The 22,167-nt window shown below is 66.5% G+C and carries 23 protein-coding genes; 10 read left to right on the top strand and 13 right to left on the bottom strand.

All coding sequences use genetic code 11. The features are described from left to right. The first annotated feature begins 35 nt into the window (after positions 1-35). Positions 36-719, top strand: a complete 684-nt coding sequence (locus IQ782_RS08180; protein ID WP_194134138.1) for an aspartate/glutamate racemase family protein — start codon at positions 36-38, stop codon at positions 717-719. Between the two features lie 11 nt (positions 720-730). Here IQ782_RS08180 and IQ782_RS08185 read toward each other — a convergent pair whose 3' ends face one another. Continuing rightward, positions 731-1,420, bottom strand: a complete 690-nt coding sequence (locus IQ782_RS08185; protein ID WP_194134139.1) for a TetR/AcrR family transcriptional regulator — start codon at positions 1,418-1,420, stop codon at positions 731-733. Between the two features lie 174 nt (positions 1,421-1,594). On the opposite strand from IQ782_RS08185, the gene IQ782_RS08190 reads away from it, so the two are divergent. From IQ782_RS08190 to IQ782_RS08210, 5 genes are all read left to right on the top strand, one after another. Continuing rightward, the gene (locus tag IQ782_RS08190) at positions 1,595-2,497 is read left to right on the top strand and encodes a shikimate dehydrogenase (protein ID WP_194134140.1); all 903 of its coding nucleotides are present in this window, start codon (positions 1,595-1,597) and stop codon (positions 2,495-2,497) included. An 11-nt stretch (positions 2,498-2,508) separates the two neighbouring features. Beyond that, entirely contained in the window at positions 2,509-3,519 is a 1,011-nt protein-coding gene (gene dctP / locus IQ782_RS08195) for a TRAP transporter substrate-binding protein DctP (RefSeq protein WP_194134141.1), read from the top strand. A 63-nt stretch (positions 3,520-3,582) separates the two neighbouring features. Then, positions 3,583-4,113: a TRAP transporter small permease gene (locus IQ782_RS08200; protein ID WP_194134142.1), complete on the top strand. Its 531-nt coding sequence runs from the start codon at positions 3,583-3,585 to the stop codon at positions 4,111-4,113. Between the two features lie 3 nt (positions 4,114-4,116). Continuing rightward, positions 4,117-5,391, top strand: a complete 1,275-nt coding sequence (locus IQ782_RS08205) for a TRAP transporter large permease (protein WP_194134143.1) — start codon at positions 4,117-4,119, stop codon at positions 5,389-5,391. A gap of 13 nt (positions 5,392-5,404) precedes the next feature. Next, the gene (locus IQ782_RS08210) at positions 5,405-7,294 is read left to right on the top strand and encodes a bifunctional sugar phosphate isomerase/epimerase/4-hydroxyphenylpyruvate dioxygenase family protein (RefSeq protein WP_194134144.1); all 1,890 of its coding nucleotides are present in this window, start codon (positions 5,405-5,407) and stop codon (positions 7,292-7,294) included. Positions 7,295-7,375: 81 nt separating this feature from the next. Here IQ782_RS08210 and IQ782_RS08215 read toward each other — a convergent pair whose 3' ends face one another. The 7 genes from IQ782_RS08215 to IQ782_RS08245 all read right to left on the bottom strand — a co-directional run bounded on the left by IQ782_RS08215 (position 7,376) and on the right by IQ782_RS08245 (position 14,146). Continuing rightward, on the bottom strand, positions 7,376-8,278 hold the full coding sequence (locus IQ782_RS08215) for a nucleoside hydrolase (protein ID WP_194134145.1): 903 nt from the start codon (positions 8,276-8,278) through the stop codon (positions 7,376-7,378). Positions 8,279-8,391: 113 nt separating this feature from the next. Then, entirely contained in the window at positions 8,392-9,882 is a 1,491-nt protein-coding gene (locus tag IQ782_RS08220) for an AMP-binding protein (protein WP_194134146.1), read from the bottom strand. Positions 9,883-9,907: 25 nt separating this feature from the next. Continuing rightward, entirely contained in the window at positions 9,908-10,318 is a 411-nt protein-coding gene (locus IQ782_RS08225; RefSeq protein WP_194134147.1) for a DUF3830 family protein, read from the bottom strand. Positions 10,319-10,340: 22 nt separating this feature from the next. Next, positions 10,341-11,627, bottom strand: a complete 1,287-nt coding sequence (locus IQ782_RS08230) for a TRAP transporter large permease (RefSeq protein WP_194134148.1) — start codon at positions 11,625-11,627, stop codon at positions 10,341-10,343. After that, entirely contained in the window at positions 11,627-12,139 is a 513-nt protein-coding gene (locus IQ782_RS08235; protein ID WP_194134149.1) for a TRAP transporter small permease, read from the bottom strand. Before IQ782_RS08235 ends, IQ782_RS08230 begins: the two co-directional genes overlap by 1 nt. An 84-nt stretch (positions 12,140-12,223) precedes the next feature. Further along, complete coding sequence (locus IQ782_RS08240; RefSeq protein WP_194134150.1) at positions 12,224-13,201, bottom strand: TRAP transporter substrate-binding protein; 978 nt, start codon at positions 13,199-13,201, stop codon at positions 12,224-12,226. Positions 13,202-13,267: 66 nt separating this feature from the next. Further along, positions 13,268-14,146 (bottom strand): dihydrodipicolinate synthase family protein, encoded by an 879-nt coding sequence (locus tag IQ782_RS08245; RefSeq protein WP_194134151.1) that lies wholly within the window; start codon positions 14,144-14,146, stop codon positions 13,268-13,270. Positions 14,147-14,277: 131 nt separating this feature from the next. Between IQ782_RS08245 and IQ782_RS08250 the strand changes: the two genes are divergently transcribed. The 4 genes from IQ782_RS08250 to IQ782_RS08265 all read left to right on the top strand — a co-directional run bounded on the left by IQ782_RS08250 (position 14,278) and on the right by IQ782_RS08265 (position 16,978). Then, positions 14,278-14,643: a tautomerase family protein gene (locus tag IQ782_RS08250; RefSeq protein WP_194134152.1), complete on the top strand. Its 366-nt coding sequence runs from the start codon at positions 14,278-14,280 to the stop codon at positions 14,641-14,643. A gap of 66 nt (positions 14,644-14,709) precedes the next feature. Beyond that, on the top strand, positions 14,710-15,852 hold the full coding sequence (locus tag IQ782_RS08255) for an acyl-CoA dehydrogenase family protein (protein ID WP_194134153.1): 1,143 nt from the start codon (positions 14,710-14,712) through the stop codon (positions 15,850-15,852). Next, the gene (locus IQ782_RS08260; protein ID WP_194134154.1) at positions 15,849-16,292 is read left to right on the top strand and encodes a MaoC family dehydratase; all 444 of its coding nucleotides are present in this window, start codon (positions 15,849-15,851) and stop codon (positions 16,290-16,292) included. Before IQ782_RS08255 ends, IQ782_RS08260 begins: the two co-directional genes overlap by 4 nt. A gap of 14 nt (positions 16,293-16,306) precedes the next feature. Next, positions 16,307-16,978, top strand: a complete 672-nt coding sequence (locus IQ782_RS08265; protein WP_194134155.1) for a GntR family transcriptional regulator — start codon at positions 16,307-16,309, stop codon at positions 16,976-16,978. Positions 16,979-17,009: 31 nt separating this feature from the next. On the opposite strand, the gene IQ782_RS08270 is transcribed toward IQ782_RS08265, so the two are convergent. From IQ782_RS08270 to IQ782_RS08290, 5 genes are all read right to left on the bottom strand, one after another. Next, positions 17,010-17,633, bottom strand: coding sequence for an NYN domain-containing protein (locus IQ782_RS08270; protein WP_240989177.1), 624 nt, complete (start codon positions 17,631-17,633; stop codon positions 17,010-17,012). Positions 17,634-17,726: 93 nt separating this feature from the next. Further along, positions 17,727-19,136 (bottom strand): dihydropyrimidinase, encoded by a 1,410-nt coding sequence (gene hydA / locus IQ782_RS08275; RefSeq protein WP_194134156.1) that lies wholly within the window; start codon positions 19,134-19,136, stop codon positions 17,727-17,729. A 74-nt stretch (positions 19,137-19,210) separates the two neighbouring features. Continuing rightward, entirely contained in the window at positions 19,211-20,173 is a 963-nt protein-coding gene (locus IQ782_RS08280) for a TRAP transporter substrate-binding protein (protein WP_194134157.1), read from the bottom strand. 56 nt (positions 20,174-20,229) lie between these two features. After that, complete coding sequence (locus tag IQ782_RS08285) at positions 20,230-21,507, bottom strand: TRAP transporter large permease (protein WP_194134158.1); 1,278 nt, start codon at positions 21,505-21,507, stop codon at positions 20,230-20,232. Continuing rightward, complete coding sequence (locus IQ782_RS08290; RefSeq protein ID WP_194134159.1) at positions 21,504-22,091, bottom strand: TRAP transporter small permease; 588 nt, start codon at positions 22,089-22,091, stop codon at positions 21,504-21,506. The genes IQ782_RS08285 and IQ782_RS08290 overlap by 4 nt, the downstream gene beginning before the upstream one ends. Between the last annotated feature and the right edge of the window lie 76 nt (positions 22,092-22,167).

Consider the following 22,167-nt stretch of genomic DNA (forward strand, 5'->3'; position numbering starts at 1 on the left):
CGCGCTGCGCTCCCCGTCCCTGTCTCAGGTGCGCCATGTCCGCCTTCATCGGCATTCTCAGCCTCGACACCCGGTTCCCGCGCATCCTCGGGGATGCGGGCAATCCCGGGAGCTACCACCTGCCCGCCCGCCTGCGCATCGTGCCCGGTGCCGGCAGCCCCGACATCGTAAGAGACGGCCGGCCTGCTCCGGCGCTGGTGGCGGGGTTCCAGGACGCCGCGGCGGCGCTGGTGGCCGAGGGCGCCTGCCTGATCACCTCGACCTGCGGCTTCCTGATCACCGTGCAGCAGGAGGTCGCCAGCACACTGCCGGTCCCGGTGCTTCTGTCGGGCCTGTGCCTGCTGCCCGTCGTCAGCCTGATGACCGGGGGCCGCCCCGTGGGCGTGCTGACCGCCTCGGAGACGGCGCTGGGACCGGCCGCGATCCGCGCCGCAGGGGCGCTGCCCGAAAAGGTCCGGATCGGCGGCCTTCAGGACAGCACCCTCTTTGCAGGCACTTTCCTTGCGGCCAAATCCGAACAGCGCGCCGGTTTCGATCCCCTAGAGATGCAGCACGAGGTCTGCGCCGCCGCCGAGCGGCTGGTCACCCGCGCGCCCGAGATCGCCGCCATCGTCCTCGAATGCGGCAACCTGCCCCCCTACGCCGAGGCGATCCGCAGGGCCACCGGGCGGCCGGTCTTCTCGATCCTCGACGCAGCGCGGCTGGTGACCGCGGCCTGACTGGCCGCGGCCTAATCGAGCGCCGGGTCCGCCGGGCAGAGCGCATCGAGCTGGCTCACGTTCTTCAGCACCGAGGCGAGGATCCCGCGCACCGCCATGCGCCGCAGCAGCGCCTGCCCCGGCTCGTCAAAGAGCTCGGACCCGAAGTTGGTGGAGAAGGTCGCGCGGTTGGCGACGTTGAAGAAGCTCACCGCGCTGATCTGCCAGTGCAGCGCCACCGGCGAGATGTCCTCGCGGAACAGCCCCGCCTCGCAGCCCGCCCGGCAGATCCGCTCGACCACGCCGATGGCGCGCTCGTTCTTCGCCGCCAGCGTGTGCATCTTCTGCATGTGCCGCGCATCATGGATGTTCTCGATCATCACGAGCCGGATGAACTCGGGGTTACGGCGGTGGTGGTCGAAGGTGAATTCGAGCAGCGCCCGTAGCGCCACGTCGGGCCGCAGCCCCTCGAGGTCAAGCTCCAGTTCCCCCTCGCGCACCTCGGCATAGCAATCCTCGAGCACCGCCTCGTAGAGCGACTGCTTGTCCTGGAAGTAGTAGAAGATCATCCGCTTCGAGGTCTTGGTCCCCGCCGCGATGTCCTCGATTCGCGTCCCCGAAAGGCCCGTCCGGGCAAACTCGGCCCGGGCGACGCGCAGGATGTCGGCTTTCACCGCCTCGGGGTTCTGCTTCCATTTCCGCGACTTCTCGCGAGTTTCCATGGAGTTTCTCCTGCTCCTTCACCTCGGGGTGATCCTACCCGCTTAACCCACAGGTTCAATTCCCTTGACAATTTAACCCATCGGTTCAATCTAGCATTAAATTAACCCGTGGGTTCAATACTCGGGAGTGGGGCCGCGCCAGCGCGGCAGGAGACGCAGGGGGAGGAGGCCGCCTTGAAGACTGCAAAAACACAGGAAGACTGTCTGCTTGCCGGCCTGATCGGTCAGGGCATCGCGCTGTCGCGCACGCCGCTGATGCAGATGGAGGAAGCCCGTGCACAGGGGCTCTTCGCGAGCTACAAGAAGCTCGACATGGAGGCGCCCGAGCGCCGGGACATGACCCTGGCGCAGATGGTCTCGGCTGCCGAGGCCGCGGGCTTCGACGGGCTGAACATCACCTACCCCTACAAGATCGACGTCATCCCCCTGCTCGACGAGTTGAGCGAGAATGCGCGTGCGGTCGGTGCGGTGAACACCGTCGTGTTCCGGGGCGGAAAACGCATCGGTCACAACACCGACATGTGGGGCTTTGGCGAAAGCTTCCGCCGCGGGCTCGAAGGCGCGGACACCGGCCACGCGCTGCTGCTGGGTGCCGGCGGCGCGGGCGTCGCTGTGGCCAATGCGCTGGCGGAATGCGGCGTGCAAAAGCTGTCGATTTTCGACACGGACCCGGCGCGGGCCGAAGCGCTGGCGGCGCAGGTCGCGGCGAACTTCCCCGCAACCCGGACGCAGGCAGTCAGCGACATCACCGCGCTCTTTGCCGAGGACAGGCCGAACGGCGTGGTCAACGCGACCCCGATGGGGATGGCCAAGCTGCCCGGCATGGCGATCGACGCGGCGCTCATCGACGCGGATCTCTGGGTCGCCGACATCGTCTATTTCCCGCTTGAAACCCAGCTCATCGCCCGCGCGCGTGCGAAGGGCTGCCGCGTGCTGCCGGGCTCGGGCATGGCGGTCTTCCAGGCGGTGCGCGCCTTCGAACTCTTCACCGGGCGGCCCGCCGACGCGGTCCGCATGAAGGCGACTTTCGACGCCTTCGATCTGCCCGCGCCCGCCGCGGGCACTCAGAAACGCTAAGGGAGGAACTCATGCGTTCGATCACCAAGACCCTGCTCGCCGTCACCGCACTTTGCGGCAGCCTTGCCGCCACCACCGCCGGGGCGCAGACGCTGCGCGTCGCCCACGTCGACCCCGACGACTGGACCGGCTCGAAGAAGGGCGCCGCGGCGCAGATCTTCAAGAACATCGTCGAGAGCGAATCCGACATGACAGTCGAGATCTTCCCGGCGGGCGCGCTCGGCAACGAGGACGAACTGGTCGCCCAGGTGCAGGACAATCTGACCCAGGTCGCGCTGATCTCGGGCGCCATGTCCAAGGTCTGCCCGGCGGCCTCGGTGCTGGACATCCCCTACACCTTCTCCTCGGCCACCATCGCCTGGGACGTGCTCGACGGCCCCTTCGGCGACGAGCTGGCGCAGCACTGCCTCGAAGAGACCGGCCTGCGCACCCTGGCCTACGGCGAGACCGGCTTCCGCAACTTCACCAACAACACCCGCGAGATCAAATCGCCCGCCGACATGGCCGGGCTGAAGTTCCGCGTGCAGCCGATCCCGCTCTACGTCGAGATGGTCAAGGGCCTTGGCGGCGAGCCGACCCCGATCGCCTGGACCGAGCTGCCGAACGCGCTGTCGACCGGTGTGGTCGACGGCCAGGAGAACCCGGTCGGCGTGATCTACAACAACGGCCTGCACAAGCTGCAGAAGTACATGACGCTGGACGGCCACGTCTACGCGGCGGACTTCATCGTCATCTCGGACGAGTTCTATGACATGCTCGAACCGGCGCAGCAGGAAGTGATCCGCAAGGCCGCCCGCGTCGCCGGCACAATGGGCCGCGCCATCCAGCAGTGGAACACCGCCGAGGGCGTCGGCAAGGCGCAGGCCGAGGGCATGCAGGTCTATGCCCCGACCGCCGACGAGATCGCGGCCTTCGCCGACAAGGCACAGCCCGCCGTGGTCGAATACCTGCGCGGCGAACTCGGGGATGACGCCGAGTGGATCGACCGCCTGCAACAGGCCGTCGCGGACGCGACCGAGTAACACCGCATGACGTCCGGCCGGGCCCGCCCTGCGCGGCCCGGCCTTTCCTTTGGAGGAGCCAAGATGGATCGTCTCATCCGCGGCGCAAGGGGGGTCTTCGCCTTCGGCGCAGGTCTCAGCATGGCGCTGGTCTTCATCATCATCTTCGTCAATTCGCTGCGGCGCTACGCCGTGGGGCGCTCGGTGCCTTGGGGTGAGGAGCTGCCGATCTACCTGACGATCTACGGCGTGATGTTCGGTCTTGCGCTGGCCTATCTTGGCGACAACCACATCCGCTTCACCGTGGTCTCGGACATGCTGCCGAAGCGCGTGCGCCACTGGCTCTTCGTCGCCGCCGACGCGGTGGGCGTCGCCACCGGCATCGCGCTCGCCTACGCCGGGCATGTCTTCGCCCTGCGCCGCGGCGATGTCGCCTCCTCGGGCCTGAAAAGCACCGCCGACGCGCTGGCGCAGAGCACCGGCATCGAGGCGCTCACCTGGCTCGGCAAGGTCGGCCCCTATCAATACGCCATCGCCTTCGGCGGCGCGGTCCTCGCGCTCGCGGCGGCGCTCAAACTCATGCAGCGGCTCTCGGGCCGCGCCGCGGAGGTCTGATCCATGGTCTACATCATCCTGATCGGCGGCCTGCTGGCCGGGGCCCCCATCGCGGTGGCGATCCTCGCGGCGCTGCTCTTCTTCATGGGCACCGGCGAGGCGCCCTACACGCTGCGCATCGTGCCGACCGAGATCTTCAAGGGTCTCAACTCCTTCCCGCTGCTGGCCATCCCGCTCTTCGTGCTGGCGGGCGAGCTGATGAACGAAAGCGGCATCACCGGGCGGATCATCGCCTTTGCCAACGTGCTGGTCGGCCGCATGCGCGCAGGGCTCGCGCTGGTGAACATCTGGGCCTCGGTGATCTTCGCGGGCCTCTCGGGCTCGGCGGTGGCCGACACCTCGGCGATCGGCCGGGTGTTCATCCCCGAGATGGAAAAGCACGGCTATGACCGCGCCTATGCCGCCGCGCTGACCGCCGCCTCCTCGGTGATCGGCCCGATCATCCCGCCGTCGATCCCGGTGATCATCTACGCGCTGATCGTCTCGGGCGTGTCGGTGCCGGCGCTGTTCCTTGCAGGCGTGGTCCCCGGCATCCTGCTGGCGATCTTCCTGTCGGGCTACGTCATGATGACCGTCAAGGTCGACAAGGGCCATGAGGCAGGGGGTATCGGCGGGCCATCGAAAGGCCAGGCGCTGCTGCAAGGCATCCTGCCGCTGTTAATGCCGGTGCTGGTGGTGGGTTCGATCCTGCTCGGCATCGTCACCCCGACCGAGGCCGCGAGCTTCGCCGTGGGCTACGCGCTGATCCTCGGGCTCTTCGTCTACCGCAACATCCGCCTCTCGGCGCTGCCGCGGATCTTCTCGGGCGCGATGCGCGACAGCGCGGTGATCCTGATCATCATCGCGGCGGTCTCGGCGGCGAACTGGCTGCTGACCTACAACCGCGTGCCCAACATGCTGACCGACTGGGTGCTGGCCAACGTCGACAGCAAGACCACCTTCCTTATCGCGGTCATCATCCTGTTCCTCTTCGTGGGCCTGTTCCTCGAAGGCATCGCGGCGATGCTGGTGCTGGTGCCGATCCTGCACCCGATCGCCGTGTCGATGGGCGTCGATCCCACGCACTTCGGCATCCTCGTGATCTTCAACCTGATGATCGGCCTGATCACCCCGCCGCTGGGCCTGTGCCTCTTCGTCGCCGAGGGGGTGGCCAACGTCGGCATGGCCAAGCTGATCCGCGCGATCATGCCGTTCTTCTTCGTCGAGGTGCTGGTTCTGATCATCCTGACCTTCGTGCCGCAGACCGTCATTTGGCTGCCGCGCGCGCTTGGCTACTGAGGAGGCAATCCCCATGAAAACCGCGATCGCCACCGTCTCGATCTCGGGCACCCTGCCCGAGAAGCTCGAGGCCATCGCCGCCGCAGGCTTCGACGGCGTGGAGATCTTCGAGCAGGATTTCATCGCCCATGACGGCGGCGCGCGGGACGTGGGGCGGATGATCCGCGACCACGGGCTGGAGATCCCGCTGTTCCAGCCCTTCCGCGATTTCGAATGCCTGCCCGAGCCGCTGCGGTCGAAGGCCTTCGACCGCGCCAAGCGCAAGTTCGACGTGATGCAGGAGCTCGGCACCGATCTGATCCTGATCTGCTCGTCGGTGCACCCGCGCGCGCTCGGCGGCATCAAGCGGGCGGCCGACGACCTGGCCGAGCTTGGCGAGATCGCCAAGGAGCGCGGCATCCGGCTCGGCTACGAGGCGCTGGCCTGGGGCCGCCACATCAACGATCACCGCGACGCCTGGGAGATCGTGCGCCAGGCCGATCATCCCAACGTCGGCATCATCCTCGACAGCTTCCACACGCTGGGCCGCAAGATCGACCCGGAGTCGATCCGCGCGATCCCCGGCGAGAAGATCTTCTTCGTGCAGCTTGCCGACGCCCCGGCGATCGACATGGACCTGCTCTACTGGTCGCGCCACTTCCGCAACATGCCCGGCGAGGGCGATCTGGAGGTGCAGCGCTTCATGCAGGCGGTGATGGCGGCGGGCTACACCGGGCCGATCAGCCTCGAGATTTTCAACGACCAGTTCCGCGGCAGCAACGCCCGCGCCACGGCGCAGGACGGCTACCGCTCGCTCATCGCGCTGATGGACGACGTGCGCCGCGCCGAACCCGAAACGAAGATCGACCTGCCCATGATCCCGCCGCGCGTGCGCGCCGAGGACGTGAGCTTCGTCGAATTCGCCGCCCGCGACACCGAGGTCGAGACGCTGACAGGGATGCTGCGGACACTGGGCTTCCGCAACGCCGCCAAGCACCGCAACAAGGCGATCACCCTCTGGCAGCAGGGCGACGTGCGCATCGTGGTGAACTCGGAGACCGAGGGCCATGCCGCCCACGTCTGGAACACCCGCGGCCTGTCGGTCTGCGACATCGGCCTGCGGGTCTCGTCGGCGCATGACACCGTGGCCCGCGCCAACGCCCTCGGCTCGCCGACCTTCTCGCAGCCGACCGGGCCGGGCGAGCTGGCGATCCCGGCGATCCGCGGCCTCGGCGGCTCGGTGCTGCATTTCATCGACGCCACCAGCGGCCTCGGCGAGGTCTGGGACGTGGAATTCGAGGCGCTGCCGGACAGCAAGGACGAAGACGCGGGCATCACCCATGTCGACCACCTTGCGCAGACCATGTCCTATGAGGACATGCTGAGCTGGACGCTGTTCTACAGCGCGCTCTTCGACATGAAGAAATCGCCGATGGTCGACGTGATCGATCCCGATGGGCTGGTGCGCAGCCAGGCGGTGGAAAGCGCCGGGGGGCGGCTGAAGATCACCCTCAATGGCGCCGAGACGCATCGCACGCTGGCGGGCCGCTTCCTGGCGTCCACCTTCGGGGCCTCGGTGCAGCACATCGCGCTTTCGACCGAGGACATCTTCGCCACCGCCGCGCGGCTGGCCGAGCTGGGCTTTGCCGCGCTGCCGATCCCCGGCAACTACTACGACGACCTCGCGGCGCGCTTCGACATGCCGGACGGGCTGCTCGAGAAGCTGCGGGCGGCGAACATCCTCTATGACAGAGAGGGCGACGCAGAGTTCTTCCAGCTCTACAGCCGTGCCTTCGCCGGGGGCATGTTCTTCGAGATCATCCAGCGCGGGCCGGGCTACAGGGGTTTCGGCGGGCCGAATGCACCTTTCCGGATTGCCGCGCAAAAGCGCCTCGGCTTGCCCAAGGGGATGCCACAGGCCTGATCCGGACCGTCCCGAGCATAAGAAAACCGCCGGGCCTTCGCTGGCCCGGCGGTCTTTCATCCTGAATGGTATGCGGCGCGTTCAGCCGCCGAAGCTCTCGATGAAGCGCCGCTTGATGTCGGCACCGTCGCAGTTGAGCGCCACGCCGATCTCGGGGCGGCCCGCCGCGCGCCGGGTGCGGCCGATTTCCTTGCCATCCAATACCACCTCGACCGGCGTGTGCTCCAGCCCGACCAGGTCGGGCATGATGCAGGCCATGACCGCCAGCGGATCGTGCAGGCCGCAGCCTTCCGCCCCGACGGTGCGGTAGAACTCGAGGTAGAAGTGGCTCATCTCGCGCAGGAAGGCGCCGTGCTCGGGGTCGCGCCGCTCGAGTTCCTCGAAGTCCTCGGCGGTGAGCAGCACCTCCATCGTCACGTCGAGCCCGATCATGCGGATGTTCGCACCGCTCTGGAGCACGATGTCGAGCGCATGCGGATCGTGGTAGGTGTTGGCCTCGGCATAGGGGGTGATGTTGCCCCGCGCATCGAGCGCCCCGCCCATGAAGACAATCTCGCGCAGGTTGCCCGCGAACTCGGGATCAAGCGCGATGGCGTCGGCGACGTTGGTGATCGGGCCAATCGGGCAGAGAACCAGCTCGCCCTTGTGCTCACGCGCCATGCGTACGAGGAATTCCGCCGCGCTCTCCGCGACCTTGGCCCCTTTCGGGGTCATCTCGGGCAGGTGGCCGAAGCCCTCGGGCCCGTGCACGTGGTGGCTCGGGGTGAAGGGCGGCAGCGCCATGGGCTTGCCCGCACCCTCGGCCACGGGAATGTCGAGCCCGGCGCGCTCGACCAGATAGAGCGCGTTGCGCGTCGCCTGCGCCACGGTGACATTGCCGAAGACGGTGGTCAGCCCCAGCAGCTCGATCTGCGGGTGCGCGGCGGCGTAGAGGATTGCCAGCGCGTCGTCGACGCCCGGATCGGTATCGATGATGAGTTTCATGTCTGCATCCGTCTTGAGGCCGGATCAGCACCCGGCGAAACATCGCCCTGCTTACCCTCCCGCGCGCCGCAAGGGAACCGGGACGATGAGCGCGGCTGCGGAGCGACGCGGCTCTACCCCACCTCCGCGAAGTCCCTTCGCAGCGCCTTGCGGCGGATCTTGCCGAAACCGTCGCGGGGCAGCGCTTCGGACACCTGGAAGGTCTTCGGCACTTCCTGCGGGCCGAGGTGCCGCAAGCAGAAGGCGCGCAGCGCCGCCTCGTCGAGCACCGCGCCCGGCTTCGCCACCAGGCAGGCAACGATCTTCTGGCCCCATTCGCGATCCTCGACACCGAAGACCACCGCATCGCCGACGCCCGGCGCGCGCAGCAGCACCGCCTCGATGGTCTCGGGGTGGACCTTGACGCCGCCGGTGTTGATCACGTCATCGCGCCGCCCGCCGAGGTAGAGATACCCCTCGGCATCCAGCCAGCCGACGTCGCCGATGCTCTGAAACCCGTCCGCGTCGCGCTCGGGTTCGGGCGCTTCGGGGCCCGTGTAGTGGCTGCGGCCCGACAGGTCGACCGGCCGCATGAAGATCTCGCCCGGTACACCCGAGGGCTGGAGCTGGCCATCGGGGCCGTAGATGCGGATCTCGGTCTCGAAGCCGCGCCCGACCGAGCCCTGATGCACCAGCCATTCAGCCCCGGTGATGGTGGTCTGGCCGGTGTTCTCGCCCGAGCCGTACATTTCGGTCACGCGGTCGGGTCCCAGCACCTCGATCCACGCCTGCTTGAGCCAAGCCGCGCAGGGCGCACCGGTGTGATAGAGTGCATGCAGGCTGTCCAGCGCCGCGCCGCTTTCCTCCAGCCGATCGATCATCCGCACCATCATCGTCGGTACCAGCATCGCAAAGCCGACCTCATGCGCGTCGATGACCCTCAGCGCGCGCATCGCATCGAAACGCTCCATCAAGACCAGCCGATTGCCCTCGAACAGCCCGTTCTGCGCCCAGGTGAAAGGCGCATTGTGCGACATCGCCCCGCAGACAAGCTGCGTCTGGTCGCAGCGAAAGCCGAGACGCGGGGCCACTCGGCCCCAGCTCGCGCCGGGGATGCGGGCGAAGGGACGGTCGTCGCACATCATCTTCGGCAGCCCGGTGGAGCCGCCCGACAGCACGATCTTGCCCGGAACGGACAGGCGATCCGCAACTGGTGTTTCAGGCAGACGGCTGGCGAGCGCCTCGAACTCGTCAAGCGTCAAATCTCCCAGCCCATCGCCCTGCCCGATCAGCAAGAGCGCGCCACTGCGCGCCTTCATGGCGGCGGCGGTCTCGGGGCGGATGCCGGGGTCGAGCACCATGGTCGTCGCGCCGACCCGCCAGACCGCCAGCGCCAGACCGAGATGCGCGGGAATGTTGCCGAGGGCAAAGGCGACGACGTCGCCCTGCCCCACGCCGCGCGCCGTCAGCGCGCGTGCGTATCGGTCGGCCATGGCGTTGAGCCCCGCCCAACTCTGGCTCTGCTCCTTACCCTCCGCGGGCAGAAAACGCACCGCCTCGGCATCGCCACGCTCGGCGGCAAGCTGGCGCAGGCGCGCGCCGTAGCTGATCGGGGATGTCGTCATGGCCGTGTCCTTGGTCGCTTGGGTCTCAGGCTTCCTCGAAGAGGATCGCTTGCGCACCTTCCCACAGCACCTTGGGGCCGATCTCGGCCAGCTTGTCGAGGTTCGAGGTCAGCGTGATGAAATGGTTGCCCGCCAGCTGCCCCATCTTCGAGGCGAAATGCACACCGCCATAGGCCAGCAGGATCTCGGTCTCGGAGATGCCGCCCGGATAGAGAATGAACTGGCCCGGCGCGGGGTAGCTGGTGTGGTTCTCGTACTCGACGCCGAAATCGGTCTCGCCGAGCGGGATCCAGACGCCCTCGCCCGACCAGCGCACGTGCACCACCTGGCTTGTATAGGGAAGCTGCGCGCGGAAGGCGGCGACCGTCTTCGGCGCGGCCTCCTCGAAACGCGCGTCGAACTCGATGCCGGCGATGGTGACTTTGAGCTTGGTCATTGGTCTTGGTCCTAAAGTGAGGTCAGTTGATGAGCCCGAAGAGCCGCGGCAGGAACAGCGACAGGTCGGGAATGAAGGTCACCGCGATCAGCATGGCGAAGAGCCCGGCGAGCGGCCAGCCGAGGCGGCGCGAGACCTGCAGCACCGTGCGGCCCGCGACGCTCGACGAGACGAAGAGCGACACGCCGTAGGGCGGCGTCACCGTGCCGATGGCGCAGTTGAGGATCACCAGCAGCGAGAAGTGCAGCGGGTCCACCCCCATCTGCGCGGCGATGGGCGCAAGCACCGGCACGATGATCAGGATCGCTGCGATGGTCTCGAGAAACATGCCGACGAAGAGGAACAGCAGATTGGCGATGATCAGGAAGACGGCCTGGCTCGACGAGACGCTTGCGATCCAGTCGCCGAGGATGCGCGGCACATTGGCATTGGCGATGAGCCAGGAGAAGACGCTGGCGGTGCCGATGATCAGCATGACCGCCGCCGAAAGCGAGGCGGTGCGCAGGATCAGCCCGGGCAGTGCCGAGAGCTTGAGGTCGCGGTAGACGAAGGCGCCGACGAGCAGCCCGTAGAAGCCCGAGACCGCCGCCGCCTCGGTCGGGGTGAAGATGCCTCCCAAGATGCCGCCGAGGATCAGCACCGGCATGCCCGCCGCAGGCAGCGCCGCCCAGCCGGTGCGGCCGAGGCGGGCCATGGTGAAGGGCTCGGCGTCGCGGTAGGTTTCGCCGCCCTTCTTCGCCTGGAAATAGGCGATGAGCATCAGGATCACGATGCACATGAGCCCCGGCAGCACCCCCGACACGAAGAGCGCGCCGATCGAGACGTTGGAAACCACGGCGAGGATCACCATCGTCAGGCTCGGCGGGATGACCTGCGCGATGGACCCTGCGCAGGCGATGAGCGCCGCGCCGAAGTCGACGTCATAGCCGCGGCGGCGCAGCTGCGGCTGCATGATCGCCGAGATCGCGGCGGTGTCCGCCGACCCGGAGCCCGAGATCGCGGCGAGGCCCGCGGCGGCCACGCAGCTCACCTGGTAGAGGCTGCCGACCACCCAGCCGATCAGCGCCGAGGCGAAATCGACGATGCGGCGCGAGATGCCGCCCGCGTCCATGATCACCCCGGCAAAGACGAAGAAGGGAATGGCCATCAGGGTGAAGGAGTTGAGACCCGCAAAGACCCGTTGGCTGACGATGGCGACCGGCACGTCGGTGGTGGTGACCAGCGCCAGCACCGCCGAGGCACCGAGCACGAAGACCACCGGCACGCCGAGGGCGAGAAGAAAGACGAAGGCGGCAGCGATCACGATCATCAGAGTGCCTCCTCGGCGTCGGGTTCAGGCGGCGGGAAGGGATTGTCCCAGCGCTGGATGACCGAGAGCAGCAGCTCAAGCACCATGTAACCCGCCCCGAAGGGCAGGCAGAGATAGACGTATTTCATCGGCATGCGCAGCGCCGGCGAGCTCTGGAAGGAGCCCATCTTCAGCAGCGGCAGGCTGCCCCAGGCGAGCGTCGCCAGAAAGGCGGTGATGACCAGCGCGATGGCGATCAGCGCCACGCGCGCCAGCGGCAGCGGCAGCTGCGCGGGCAGCATGTCGATGGCGACGTGCTGGCCCTTGGCCACCGCCACCCCCGCGCCCATCAGCACCAGCCAGATCTGGCTGAAGGTGGCGATCTCGGTCGCCTGCGCGATCGAGTAGTTGAAGACGTAGCGCCCGCCGACCTGGACCAACACCGAGATCATCATCACCGTGAAGAGCAGGATCACCACGCCCGAAACGACGTGGCGCAGGGCAAAGCAGAGGCGTTCGAGAAGGGCGAACATGGGCGGGCTTTCTTGCGGGCAGTCAGAGGAGAGGCCCGGCCGCGGAGTGGGCGCGGCCGGGCAGTTGGGTCGAGCCTGGGGAGGTTACTCGACCGATTTCAGCATCTCGAAGATCTTCTTCTGCGTGTCGGTCTCGAGATATTTCTGCTGCACCGGCGCGGCGGCGGCGCGGAAGGCCTCGACGTCCGGGTGGGTGATGTTCACGCCGGCCTTCTCGAGGTCTTCGAAACGGGCGTTGTCCGAGGCGAGATAGGTGGCGCGCTCGGCCTTGCCGGCCTCGAGGCCCGCCTCGTCCAGCGCGGCCTGCACGTCCACGGGAAGCGCTTCATAGGCGGCCTTGCCCATGATCACCGGAGCGACCAGTTCCAGCCAGCCGACCACGGCCCAGTCGGGCGCGACCTCGTAGAACTTCTGCGAGTAGAAGTTGGTGTTGGCCGCTTCCGCGCCGTCCACCACGCCGGTCTCGATCGCGCCGTAGAGCTCGGTGTAGGCGATCGGCGTGGCGTTGGCGCCGAAGGCGTTGAAGGTGTCGACGTGCGCCGGGTTCTGCATGGTGCGGATTTTCAGGCCGGCCATGTCGTCGAGCGATTCGATCGGCTTCTTCGTCATGATGTGACGGGTGCCGGCCGAGAAGACCGACAGCAGGTGGAAGCCCTGCGCATCAAGCGCGGCGTCGATCTCTGCCAGCACCTCGGGATCGCTCAGGGCGCGGTCCATCTGCGCGGCGTCGTTGAACAGGAAGGGCAGCGAGAAGACCGAGAGATCCGGCACGAAGTTTGCCAGCGTCGAGTTGGCGGTCACGGCGATGTCGACCGTGCCGATCTGGGTGCCCTGGATGCTCTCCATCTCGTCGCCGAGCGTGGCGTTGTCATAGACCTCGATGGTGGCCTTGCCGCCGGATTTCTCTTCGAGGATCTCGGCCATCTTGCGCATGCCGACGCCATAGGGCTCGTCGGCATTGGCGTTGTGGCTGGCCCTGAGGGTGATCTCCTGCGCGACGGCGGGAGCGGAGACGAGGGTCGCGCCGAGCGCGGCGCAGAGGGCGAGGTTGGTGAGTTTCATCTGGGTGTTCCCTGTTGGGGTTTCTCTCTGTTGGGGCGGATGTTGTCCCCCGGCGGGACGCCGGGTTCAGGCCTCCGCCAGCAGCCCGAGATTTCGGATGATGGTTTCCAGATCGGCGCGCCTGTCCTCGGGCAGAGGCAGGCGCGGGGCGCGCGGATCGCCCATCGGACGGCCGATCATCTGCATCGCGGCCTTGGTGGCCGACACGTAGAGATCACCGGCCAGCGCGTTGATCAGCGGCAGGCTTTTGACGTAGAGGTCGCGGCCCTCTCCGGAGCCGTCAACCGTCCGCTCGAAGGTCTGTGCCGAGAGCTTCGGGGCGATGTTGGACATCACCGAGCTGTAACCCCCGGCCCCTGCAAGGTAGCTCTCCCACGGGTAGTAACCGGCAAAGACGGTCATCCGGCCCTGGCAGGCCTCCAGCAGTTCGGTCACCCGGTGCACGTTCTTGGACGTGTCCTTGATGTAGCGGATGTTGTCGACTTCCGAGAGCCGGCCCACCAGCGCCGCGCTCAGGTCGACGTTGGCGGTGAAGGGGTTGTTGTACAGCATCACCGGGATCGTGAGCGCCTCGGCAACGCGGGTGAAATGCACGACCAGCTCCTCGTCGGTGGGCGAAGAGTAATAGGGCGGCACCAGCATCACGCCGTCGGCGCCCAGCTGCTCTGCCTCGCGGCTCAGCGACACGGCCTCGTCGGTCCATTCAGCGGCGGTGCCGATCAGCACCGGCACCCGGCCCGCCGTTTGCTGGATCACCACCTCTGCGACCGCCGTGCGTTCTTCGCGGGTCAGCGACAGGAACTCGCCGGTGCTGCCGAGCGGGATGAGGCCATGGACCCCTTCCTCGATCTGCCAGTCGACGTAACCGCGCAGCGCCTCGAGATCGACGCGGCCCTCGGCGTCGAAGGGCGTGACGCAGACGGTGTAGCTCCCCTTGAAGGTCATTCGTGTCCTTTCCGGCATTTCGAACGCCGATCCAAATTCCTTGCAGTCACGTTTTATCTGATCAGATAATGAGTCAACTCAGCGACCCATCACCGCGCCCTCTGGCGCCAATTGCCTCAAGGAGACTCACCATGCCCTTCATCGAGATCATCGACCGCGACGCGACCGAGGAAATACGGGAGGTTGCGACGAAAGGCATGACCGATGGTCTCTGCCAGGCGCTCGGGATCAAGCCGGAAATCGTCACCTGCTATTATATTTCGGCCCCCAACTATTCCTACGGACATGCTGGAAAATATGGCGAAAACGCTGAAAACTTCCGCATGTTCATAAAAGTACACGCCTTCCCGAGGGCGCAGGAGGCGAAGGAAAATGCCGCCCGCGCGATCACCGAGGCGGCGGTGCGCGCCTATGGGGCCTCCCCCAAGGATGTCATCGTCTACTTTTTCGACCGCGCGCCCAGCGACGCCTTCCATGCGGGTGTCGCCTCGACTTGACCCGGCGGTATCAGCCTGTGTAGCTCATGATCAAATAATATCAGACTTAGCCAAAAGGAGATCAGATTGGATCAGTTCTATTCCGAAGAGCAGCGCATGGTCCGCGACACCGCACGGCGGCTCTCCGACGACGTGGTGGCACCTGCCGCCGCGGCCATCGACCGCGACGACGAATTCCCCCGCCCGGTCTACGAAGCGCTGGCCGAGCAAGGGCTTTTCGGCGTCGCGCTGCGCGAGGAGGCAGGCGGCGTCGGGCTCGACGCCATGGCCGCCTGCATCGTCATGGAAGAGATCGCGCGCGGCTCGGGCGCGGTCGGCAATGCCTTCGCGATCCCTGTCGAAGCTGCGCTCTTCCTCGACCACCACGGCTCGGAGCAGCACAAGGCGCTGATTCCCGGCATCCTCGAGGGCAAGCTGATTCCCGCCACGGCGGTCACCGAACCGGATCACGGCTCGGACGTGGCGGCGATGGAGACCACCGCGCGTCGCGACGGTGATGAATATGTCATCAAGGGCACCAAGGCCTGGGTCACTTTCGGGCAGGTCGCCAATATGATCATGGTCTTCGCCAAGACAGATCCCGAGGCCGGGCATCGCGGCATCTCGTGCATTCTTGTGGAAACCGACCGCCCCGGCGTGATCCGCGGCAAGTCCGAGGAGTTGCTGGGGATGCACGGTCTGGCTGAATGCATGGTCAGCTTCGACGAGGTGCGCGTGCCGGTCGGCAACCTGATCGGGCCGGAGCATGGCGCCTTCAAGATGGCGATGGAGAACTTCAACTTCTCGCGCCTGATGATGTCGTCCATGGCCCTCGGCATGGCGCAGGCGGCGATGGAGGATGCCATCGCCTATGCGGGCGACCGCAAGCAGTTCGGCAAGCCGATCTTCGAGCATCAGGCGGTGCAGTTCATGATTGCCGACATGGCCAAGGACATCGCCGCCGCCCGGCTGCTGATCCACAATGCCGCGAAACTCTATGACGCGGGCAAGCCGATCGCGCTGGAGGCGGCGCAGGCCAAGCTTTTCACCACCGACATGGCGCAGGTGCACATCTCGAACGCGCTGCAAATCCATGGCGGCAACGGCTACTCGCGCGAGTTCCGGGTCGAGCGGCTGTTCCGCGACGTGCGCCTCAGCCAGATCTACGAGGGCACCAACCAGATCCAGCGCATGATCATCGCGCGGCAAGTGCAGAAGGCCTACGCATGAACCTCTACTACGAAGACGTCGAGATCGGCCGGACCTACACGACACCCGGTCACGAGATCACCGTGACCGACATTGCCGATTTCTGCCGCCTCACGCGCGATCACCACCCGCTGCACACCGACGAGGACTACGCGAAGGAGGCCGGCTTCCCCGGCATCATCGCGCATGGCCTCTATGGCCTTGCGCTGATGGAGGGGCTGAAGACGGAACTGAAGCTCTACGAGGAAACCTCCATCGCCTCGCTCGGCTGGAACAACGTGCGTTTCAAGCACCCCATCGGCGCCGGGGACGCGGTCTACGTGGAGATGGATTTCACCGCAAAGCGCGAAAGCGGCTCGCGCCCTGCCGGAGTTATCACCGAAGCGGTGCGGCTGATCCGAGATGACGGCACGTTGCTGATCGACGCCGAGCATATCTCCTTGATCCGCAAGAAGCCCTGACGGAAGGTCTGCCCATGTCCAACGAAGCCCTCGCCCTAGATGCCGCCCAAAACTCCGTGGATCAGGCCACCCGCCTGATCCGCGAGGATATTCTTTCCGGGCGCATCGCCCCCGGCGAGCGGCTGAAGACCGCCGAGCTGGCCAAGCGGCTCGGCTTCTCGACCATGCCGCTGCGCGAGGCGCTGCGGAAGCTCGAGGGCGAGGGGCTGGTGGCCATCGAGCCCAACCGGGGCGCCACCGTGCGCCAGCTCGACCGCGCCTATATCACCGACCTCTTCGAGCTGAACACCGAACTGCGCATCTTCGCGGTGCGGCGCGGCATGGCGATGCTGACGCTGGAACGGATCCGGGAACTCGAAGGTCTGGCCAAGGAATACCGCATGCACCTCGAGGCCGGCGAGGATCTCGAGGCGATCGACTGCAACCGCCGCTTCAACGCCCGGCTTGTGGAATTCGGCGGCAACCGCGAGGCGCTGCGGGTCTTCCTGCGCGGCTGGGACACGATCTTCGCCTTCCGCCGTGGCTACGGTTACGGCACCGGGCGGCGTCGGGTCATGGCCGAAGAGATGAAGCTGCTGATCGAGGCGCTGCGCCGGCAGGACGCGACCTCGGCCGAGGCGATCCTGCGCATGCAGAACGCCGCGATGATGGAAGACCTCGTCTCGCGCATCGCACCCGAGAGTTGAAAGACCGAATGCCGGCCATGGCGGCGCGAGTTCAGCCCTGCGAGGTCGCCTCCGGCTCCATGCCCATCCAGAGTTTGCCCGCGCGGTAGCCGCCGGGCACCAGATGACCGGTACGCCCGATCTCCGGGTGCGCCTCTGCCCAATCACGGTAGCGATCGTTGGTGACAATGCGCGCGCCCTGGTCGCGGGCGACCCGCAAGATGATCTGATCCGCCGGAACGCCCTTGGGAACCACCATCACCCGGTCGCGGGGCAGCCCCAGCAACTCAGCCAGTTCCGCATCCCCCTGATAACGGCCGACCAGCTTGTAACCGACATTGGCGTCGAAGATGACGCCAGCCAGAAAGCCCCGTGCAGCAAGGCTGTCCAGCGTGTCCTTGACTGCCGCCAGCTCGGCACCGTCGCCGCGCCAGTACATGACGTTGGAGCCATCGAGGATGATATGCTGTCGCCCCGCTCCACCGCGCCGCGCACGGAACAGCAGGATCAGGCTGGCAAGGGCGCAAGGCGCCGCCAGAAGCAGGACATCGGACAGCCCCGGCAGGATCAGCGCCGCGGCCAATCCGGCGAGAGACAGGGCAAAAAGAAACAGCGGCATCCACATGGCGCGACGGTACGCCAGGCCATGCGGTCTGCCAAGACCCTGATGCGCCATGACTATCGCGTCCCCGCGGCAGAGCCGACACGGAGGTGCGGCGTCACCCGCCCCTTTGCGTCTTCATCCGATCGCAGAGGGGCGGTACGGCTGTCAGGCCCCGAAAGCCTGGCTGGTGCCGCGTTCGAGGTAGACGCCCGCGTCGCGCGCCCCGGTGACCTCGCCGTCCTCGAAAATCGTCCTGCCGCGCAGGATGGTGCGGACCGGCCAGCCCGTCACAGCGAGCCCCTCGTAGGGCGTGTAATCGCAGTCGTGGTGCATCAGCGCCTGCGAGATCGTCACCTCGCGAGACGGATCCCAGAGCGTGATGTCGGCATCGGCACCCACGGCGATGGTGCCCTTGCGCGGGTAGAGACCGAAGAGCTTGGCAGGGTTGGTGGCGGTCAGCGCAACGAAGCGTTCGATCGAGATGCGGCGCTTGGAAACCCCCTCGGAGAAAAGGATCGGCAGCCGGGTCTCGATGCCGGGGATGCCGTTCGGCACCCAGCGGAACGAGGTGCGCGCACCGGGCGCGTCCTTGCCCTTGTCGTCCTCGAAGCGGAACGGGCAATGGTCCGACGAGAAGATGTCGAAGGTACCGTCGCGCAGCCCTTCCCAGATCGCCTTCTGGCTGTCGTTGTCACGGGGCGGCGGGGAGCAGACATATTTGGCGCCCTCGAAATCCATGTTGAGCCCCTTCAGGTCATCGGCGGTCAGCGTGATGTACTGCGGGCAGGTCTCGGCCCAGATGTTCATGCCGCGGCGCTTGGCCCATTGGATCTGCTCCATCGGCTCGCGCCCCGAGACGTGCACGATGGTGATCGGCACGTCGGTCAGCTCGGCGTGGGAAATGGCGCGGTGCGTGGCTTCGCGTTCGACCGACTGCGGGCGGCTCTCGGCGTGGTAATAAGGCGCGGTCCTGCCCGCCTCTTCCAGCCGTTTCGCCATGTAGCGGATCGCGTCGTAGCCCTCGGCATGGACCATGACCATGGCCTTCTCGCGCCGCGCAACGTCGAAGACGTCGAGCAGCTGCGCGTCGTTCAGCACCATGTCGTCATAGGTCATGAAGACCTTGAACGAGGTGTAGCCCGCCTTGACCAGCGCCGGCAGCTCCTGCCCCAGCACCTGCGGCGTCGGGTCGGTGATGATCAGGTGGAACGAGGTGTCGACGTGGCACTTGCCCTCGGCCGCGGCGTGGTAGGCCGCGACCGCCTCGCGCAGCGACTGGCCCTTCTGCTGCAGGGCAAAGGGCATGACCGTGGTGTTGCCGCCCGCCGCGGCCGAGCGCGTGCCGCTCTCGAAGCCGTCGGCCATGACCACGCCGCCGCCCTGGTGCTGGGCGAGGTGGACATGCGCGTCTATGCCGCCCGGAAGCGCCAGAAGCCCCGCGGCATCGATTTCCTCGCGCGCGGGGCCGACATCCTCGGCGATGGTGACGATGCGTCCGTCTCTTATGCCGATCTCGGCGCGGATGCGGTCGGCGGCGGTGATGATCTCGGCGTTGCGGATGGCCGTGTCGAGCATGCTTGGGTCTTTCCTGGAAGAGAGGTCGGACCCGCGGCGGATAGGGAGGGGGACACCGCGGGTCCGGGGTCAGCTTACTGGGTCAGCGCCTCGAAGAGGGCCTTCTGACCTTCGGTGGTAAGCTGGCTTTGGTAAAGCGGCTGCGAGGCTTCGACGAAAGGCGCGGTGTCGGGCGTGGTGATGGTGACACCATGCTCCTTGAAGCTGTCGATCAGCGGCTGCTCCTGATCCACCACATACTGGCGCTGCCAGCTGGCGGCTTCCGAGCCGGCTTCCATCAGCGCGGTCTGGATGGTCTCGGGCAGCGCGTCGAAGGTGTCTTTCTTCATGGTCACGGGCGCGGTCATGTTCAGCCAGCCGACCAGCGCAAAGTCGGGAGCGACCTCGTAGAACTTCATGCCGTCATAGCCGGTGGAGGCGCCTTCGGCCCCGTCGACGACGCCCGACTGAAGCGCGCCGTAGAGCTCGGAGTAAGACATCGGCGTCGGGTTGGCGCCATAGGCGCGGAAGGCCTCGACGTGGATCGGGTTCTGCATGGTGCGGATCTTCATGCCCGCGAGGTCATCCATGCTCTCGACCGGCTTCGAAGTCATCAGGTGGCGGATCCCCGAGGAGAAGACGGCGAGCAGCTGGAAGCCCGAGCCGTTGGCCGAGGATTCCATCATGTCCCAGTTGGCATCGACCTTGTCGCCGAGCTCGGGGATCGTCGGGAAGAGGAACGGCAGGTCGAAGACCTTGTAGTCCTCGACGTAGTTGGAGAGCATCGCGTTCGAGGTCATGCCCATGTCAAGCGAGCCGAGCATCACGCCCTCGACCGTCTGCTGCTCGTCGCCGAGCTGGCCGCCGGCGTAGATTTCCAGCGTGGCTGCGCCGTCCGTCTTTGCTTCAAGCAGCTCCTTCATCTTCTGCAGGCCCATGTCCTGCACCTCGCCCGCGGCGTTGGTGTGGGCGACCTTGAAGGTGTAGTCGGCGGCGAAGGCCGGCGCGGCGGCAAGAGCGGCCAGCGCGGCGATGGTGGTGAGAACCCTGTTGGACATCTTTGTTTTCTCTTTTGGTTGAGGTTGCGTGAGTGGGGGTGGGACGGCACCCGCGGTCACAGCAGGACCGAGGGAAGCCAGAGGGAAATCGCAGGCACGAAGGTGACCAGCAGCAGCGCCACCAGCATGCAGCCGAGCGGCAGCCAGACCTTGCGCGAGACCTGCTCGATGCGCCGCCCGGCCACGGTGGAGGCGACGTAGAGGCAGATGCCGTAGGGCGGCGTGATCAAACCGATCGAGAGGTTGAACGCGGTGATCACCCCGAACTGCACCGGGTTGATGCCGTAGCTTTGCGCCATGGGCAGAAGGATCGGCAGCAGGATCAGCACCGCCGAGATGCTCTCAATGAACATGCCGACGACGAGCAGCAGCAGGTTCACGATCAGCAGGAAGACGATGGGGTTGTCGGTCACCCCGGTCAGCCAGTCCTTGAGCATCGCCGGGAAGCCCTGCGTCGCGATGATCCAGGTGAAGACCGAGGCGGTGGCGATGATGATCAGCACCGTGGCCGAAAGGCTGATCGCCTTGAGGAAAATGCGCGGCAGGTCGCGTGGCTTCAGTTCGCGATAGATGAACATGGTCACGATCAGCGTGGTGAAGAGCGCCACGCAGGCCGCCTCCGTGGCGGTGAAGATGCCGCCGACGATGCCGCCGATGATCACGATGGGCACCAGCAGGCCGGGGGCCGCATCGATGAACCCCTTGCGCAGGCGCGCGAGGGTGAATGCCTCCTGGTCCCGATAGGCGTCACCGCCGCGCTTGGCGTAGAGCCAGCAGCCGACCATCAGCCCGATCATCACCAGCAGCCCCGGCACGATACCCCCGAGGAACATGGCGCCGATCGACTGGTTCGAGGTGATGGCGATGACGATCATCACGATCGACGGCGGGATGATCGAGGCGAGCGAGCCCGAGGCCGCGATCACCGCCGAGGCGAGGTCGATGTCGTAGCGCCGCCTGCGCATCTCCGGCGTCATCACCGCACTGATCGCCGCCGTGTCGGCCGAGCCCGAGCCCGAGATCGCCGCGAGCCCGGTGCCGGTGACGATGGAGACCATGTAGAGCGAGCCGGTGATCCAGCCGACCAGCGCGCTGGCCAGGTTGACGAAGCGCCGTGCGATGCCGCCCGCCTCCATCAGCAGGCCCGAGGCCACGAAGAAGGGGATCGCCATCAGGGTGAACGAGCTGATGCCGCCGTAGACCCGCTGCGCGACGATCGAGATCGGCGCGGTCGTGGTCAGCTCGATCGCCAGCAGCGCCGCGATGCCGAGGGCCAGCACGATGGGCGTGCCCGAGATCAGAAGGACGAGAAAGCCGCCGCCTGCCCAGATCATGCCGCACCCTCCGCGTCGGAGTCCTGTGCGGGCTCGGCCCGGCGCGGATCAATCACCTTCGGCAGCGTCGTCACGGCGTATTCGATCAGGAAGTAGCCGAAGCCGACCGGCAACGCCATGTAGGGAACCGACATGGGAATGCGCAGCGCCGGGGATTTCACCACGAAGCCGATGGCCAGCATCGAAAGCGAGCCGACGACCACCACGCCAAGAAACCAAAGACCCAGCAGCAGGCTCGCGCCGTTGCACAGGCGCTGCACCGGCAGCGGGGCCTTGCGGATCAGCACGTCGACCCCGACGTGCTGGTTGTAGCGCATGGCGATCCCGGCGCCGAGCAGCGTCAGCCAGACCTGTGCGAAGGTGGCGGTCTCCTCGCTCCAGGCGATGGAGTAATTGAAGAAGTAGCGGCCGATGATCTGCACGCCGATGGCGCAGGCCATGTAGGCGAGCAGCAGCAGCGCCACACCGTCCACCAAGCGCCGCAGGGCGGTGAGGCACAACCGAAGGAATCTGATCAAGTTGGGGAAGACCGCACCATCGTGCAGGGCCGTCACTCCGCTGTTGCTGGACGTCCGGTCAAGCATGGACGCACCTCCTTTCGTCGCATGGGTGCGCGGATAGGCAAAAGCCGAGCCAACGTCACCGGAGCTGATTTTCAGA

The organism is Salipiger mangrovisoli (genome assembly GCF_015223355.1).
GTDB lineage: Bacteria > Pseudomonadota > Alphaproteobacteria > Rhodobacterales > Rhodobacteraceae > Salipiger > Salipiger mangrovisoli.